General features: G+C 49.1%; 3 protein-coding genes. All 3 read right to left on the reverse strand.

Annotated features, from left to right (window positions below; translation table 11 throughout):
* Positions 1 to 1,058: sugar kinase (locus GXO74_12240; protein NOZ62437.1), on the reverse strand; the 1,058-nt coding region annotated here is incomplete at its 3' end.
* Positions 1,059 to 1,204: 146 nt separating this feature from the next.
* The gene (gene tkt, locus GXO74_12245; GenBank protein NOZ62438.1) at positions 1,205 to 3,211 is read right to left on the reverse strand and encodes a transketolase; all 2,007 of its coding nucleotides are present in this window, start codon (positions 3,209 to 3,211) and stop codon (positions 1,205 to 1,207) included.
* A 33-nt stretch (positions 3,212 to 3,244) separates the two neighbouring features.
* A partial coding sequence (locus tag GXO74_12250) for a gfo/Idh/MocA family oxidoreductase (GenBank protein ID NOZ62439.1) occupies positions 3,245 to 3,948 on the reverse strand: 704 nt, incomplete at its 5' end.

A 3,948-nucleotide genomic window follows, 5' to 3' on the forward strand; every position in this document is an offset into this window, starting at 1 on the left:
ACTTCTTTCAGCGTCGCCATTGTCGTATCTCCTGGCGTGGTCATTGCCAGCGCGCCGTGGGCAGCGCCGTACTCGACAGCCAATTTCGCATCCTGTAGCGTCATCATTCCGAAAATAAAACCGGACGCAAAACTGTCCCCGCCGCCGACTCTGTCCAAAATTTCCAGATTCGGGCGATGTGTGGCTTCATAAAATTTTCCGTCAACCCAGCAAATCGCGCCCCAGTCGTTCACCGTCGCTGTTTTGACGCCGCGCAGAGTAGTAGCCACAGCTTTGAAATTGGGATAGGTTGCTACCACTTTCTCAATCATCTTCTTGAACTTTTCAGTGTCCAGATTTGTCAAATTCTCATCAACGCCCTCAACCTCAAAACCGAGACAGGCAGTAAAATCTTCTTCGTTTCCAATCATCACATCGACAAATTTGGCGATTTCCTTGTTCACTTCCTGCGCCTTTTCTTTGCCGCCAATGCCTTTCCACAGCGAAGGTCTGTAATTCAAATCATAAGAAATAATTGTGCCATATTTTTTCGCGATTTCCATTGCTTCCAGAATCACATCCGGCGTGGTTTCCGACAGCGCCGCAAAAATTCCGCCGGTGTGAAACCAGCGAACTCCGCGTTTGCCAAAAATTTCTTCCCAGTCAATATCCCCTTTTTTCAATTGAGACGCTGCCGTGTTGCCGCGATCGGAACAGCCAAGCGCGCCGCGGATGCCATAGCCGCGCTCGGTGAAATTTAAGCCGTTGCGCACCGTCCTTCCGATTCCGTCGTAGGGAACCCATTTGATGAAAGAAGTATCCACGCCACCCTGAAGGATAAAATCTTCCAGCAAACGCCCGACAGCATTGTCCGCAAATAATGCCGTCACCACAGCGGTTTTCAAGCCGAAACAGCGACGCAGCCCGCGAGCGACATTGTATTCGCCGCCACCTTCCCAGACACGGAACCAACGCGTCGTATGTATTCGCCCTTCACCCGGATCAAAACGCAACATTATTTCACCCAAAGAAATCTCATCAAATTCACATTCGTCCGCAGCACGTAACTTCAACGACATAACATTCCTCCTACATATTTTTCTAAATTATCAGATTCTTCCGGATTTAATCCGTCAGGATTTTACCTTGACCAAGAGCCACAGATTTGCCTAATTCCACACTGATTTAATGAAAATCCGTGCCCATCAGTGGCTACTAATTCAAATCACATCCAACTCAAAATTTTCTCCGCCACTTTCTCCCCGGTAAAACCAAATTTCTCCGCCAAAATTTTGTAAGGCGCCGAAGCACCGAAGCGGTCAATGCCGATCACTTTGACCTTGCTGTTTGGCGCAACGCCGTGCCAACCGAAAGATACGGCAACCTCCACCGCGAAAACAGGAACGTTCGCCGGCAAGACTTTGTCGCGGTAAGCAGCGGACTGTTGAGCGAAAATTTCCAGAGAAGGTATGGAGACGACGCGCATTGGTTTTCCCTTCTCCTGCAAAATTTTCTGCGCTTCCACAGCAATGTGCACTTCGGAACCGGTAGCAACAATAATCCCGTCTAATTTTTCCTCGCTTTCCGGCGACAAAATGTAGCCGCCGCGCAGCACATCTTCAGGCTGAAAGTCATTTGTCCGTTTCAAATTCGGCAAAGTTTGCCGCGTCAAAATCAGCGCTGTGGGCCCGGTGCGATGTTTCAACGCAAAATTCCAGCCCATGGCAACTTCCAAACTGTCTGCCGGGCGGAAAACGACCAAATTGGGAATGGCACGCAGAGCCGCAAGATGTTCCACCGGCTGATGCGTGGGACCGTCCTCGCCAACGAAAATGGAATCATGGGTGAACACGTAAATTGTCTGTAACTCCGAAAGCGCTGCGATGCGAATCGGCGGCCTCATGTAATCGGAAAAAACGAGAAACGTCGAACCGAAGGGAATCCAACCGCCATATTCCGCGATCCCATTCAAAATGCCGCCCATGCCGTGCTCGCGAATGCCAAAATGAAAATTCCGTCCGGAAAAATGATACGCTTCGATGGCGCCCGCGTCATCGATCCAGGTTTTTGTCGAGGGCGATAAATCCGCAGAGCCGCCGATCAAGCCGGGGACTAACTCCGCTGCTTTCTGCAAAATTTTACCGGAACTGGCGCGCGTCGCAAGGTCTCTTTCCGGAATTGCCGCTATCAATTGCTCTGCCAGATCGTCGGGCACACTTTTGGAAATCATTTTATCGAGCAATTGTGCCTGATCGGGATTATTGTCTTGCCACCGGAAAAATTTCTCCTGCCAGTTTTTCTGAATTTCAACTAACTCACTTACCCGCTTCCGGAACAAATCTGCGGCTTCTTTGGGCACGTAAAATTTTTCATTTTCGGGAAATCCCAAATTACGTTTTGCCGCTTTTAGTTCGTCCTCGCCAAGAGGCGAACCGTGCGCTTTTTCTGAATCCTGCAAGTTTGGGCTGCCAAAAGCGATGTGCGTCTTCGCCAGAATTAAAGTCGGCTTCTCTGTTTCGTCAATTCCTGCCTGTATCGCCCCCTCGATTTCATCGTAATTGTGACCATTGATCGCAATCGTGTGCCAACCCAGCGCATCAAATCGCTGTGCCACATTTTCGGAAAATGCCAAACTCGTATTGCCCTCAATAGTGATGTTGTTATTATCGTACAGATAGACCACATTCCCCAATTTCAAATGTCCTGCCAAAGAAGCCGCTTCAAAAGAGACGCCTTCCATCAAATCGCCGTCGCTGACAATGGCAAAAATGTTGTGATTCAAAAGCGAAAAATCCGGGCTGTTGAATCTTTGTGCCATCATTTTTTCCGCGATCGCCATGCCGATTCCGTTGGCAAATCCCTGTCCCAGAGGTCCGGTCGTCGTCTCCACGCCGGGCAGACAACCAAGTTCCGGGTGTCCCGGCGTGCGGCTGCCCCATTGGCGAAATGATTTTAAATCGTCCAGGGTCACATTGTAGCCGCTCAAATAAAGCAAAGAATAAAGCAACATGGAACCGTGTCCCGCGGATAAAACAAATCGATCCCGATTCAGCCAACCCGGCTTCTGTGGGTTAAATTTCAGAAATTTAGTCCAGAGAACCGTGGCGCAATCCGCCATCCCCATGGGCAGTCCCGGATGTCCCGAGTTCGCCTTTTGCACGCCATCGGCGGCCAAAAATCGCACCGTGTTCGCCGCAAGTCTGTACTGCTCCCATTTATCATTTTTGTTCATTTTCGTATCCTCCGCTTAATAATTCCCCCGACGTCATTCTTCAATCTTTTTATCCGCTATCTGCTGCGCCAACAGGCTCAACTCGGCAGTCTTGAAAATATGATTTTGATGTTTAATGTCTTTTATTCTTAATAATGATTTTTCGATCAAATTTGAAAAATAAGGGAAACCAATCCTACCAGTTGCGTTAAAATAAAATTCGCCATCCTGATTCACCAGAAAAAGGTGATCTTCCGCGCTTGACTTTCCTACATCGATGTATTTTCGCAATTCAATGTAGCCATCCGTGCCCAGAATGAAAGTTCTGCCATCTCCCCAGGTGCGCAATCCGTCCGGGGTAAACCAATCAACCCGACAATAGAATCTGGCGCCGGAGTCAGCGACAAGATTCGCTTCGCCAAAGTCTTGCAATTCCGGAAATTGCGGATGCGAAAAATTCCCGGCAAAGGCATGAACAACTGTGGCGTCTTTCGATTGCGTGTAATACAGAAACTGCTCAATCAAATGGCTCGCAAGGTCGGTCAAAATGCCGCCCGATTGTTTTTTTCGAAAAAACCAGCTCGGTCGGGAATCTGCATCCAGTCGATGAGGTCCCAGACCGATGACTTGAATGACTTTCCCGATCCCACCCTGCTCAATGATTTGTCCCGCAAAAATTGCGCTCTCGTTTGCCACACGGTCGCTGTAACAAATTTCCCAGATTTTGCCTGTCTCCGCCACTTTTTTTCGCGCCAGTT

This window comes from Calditrichota bacterium, from assembly GCA_013152715.1.
Lineage (GTDB): Bacteria > Zhuqueibacterota > Zhuqueibacteria > Thermofontimicrobiales > Thermofontimicrobiaceae > 4484-87.

What these genes read in the sequence shown, in the direction of transcription:
- tkt (NOZ62438.1), bottom strand. Translation starts at nt 3,211, where the DNA reads ATGAACAAAAATGATAAATGGGAGCAGTACAGACTTGCGGCGAACACG.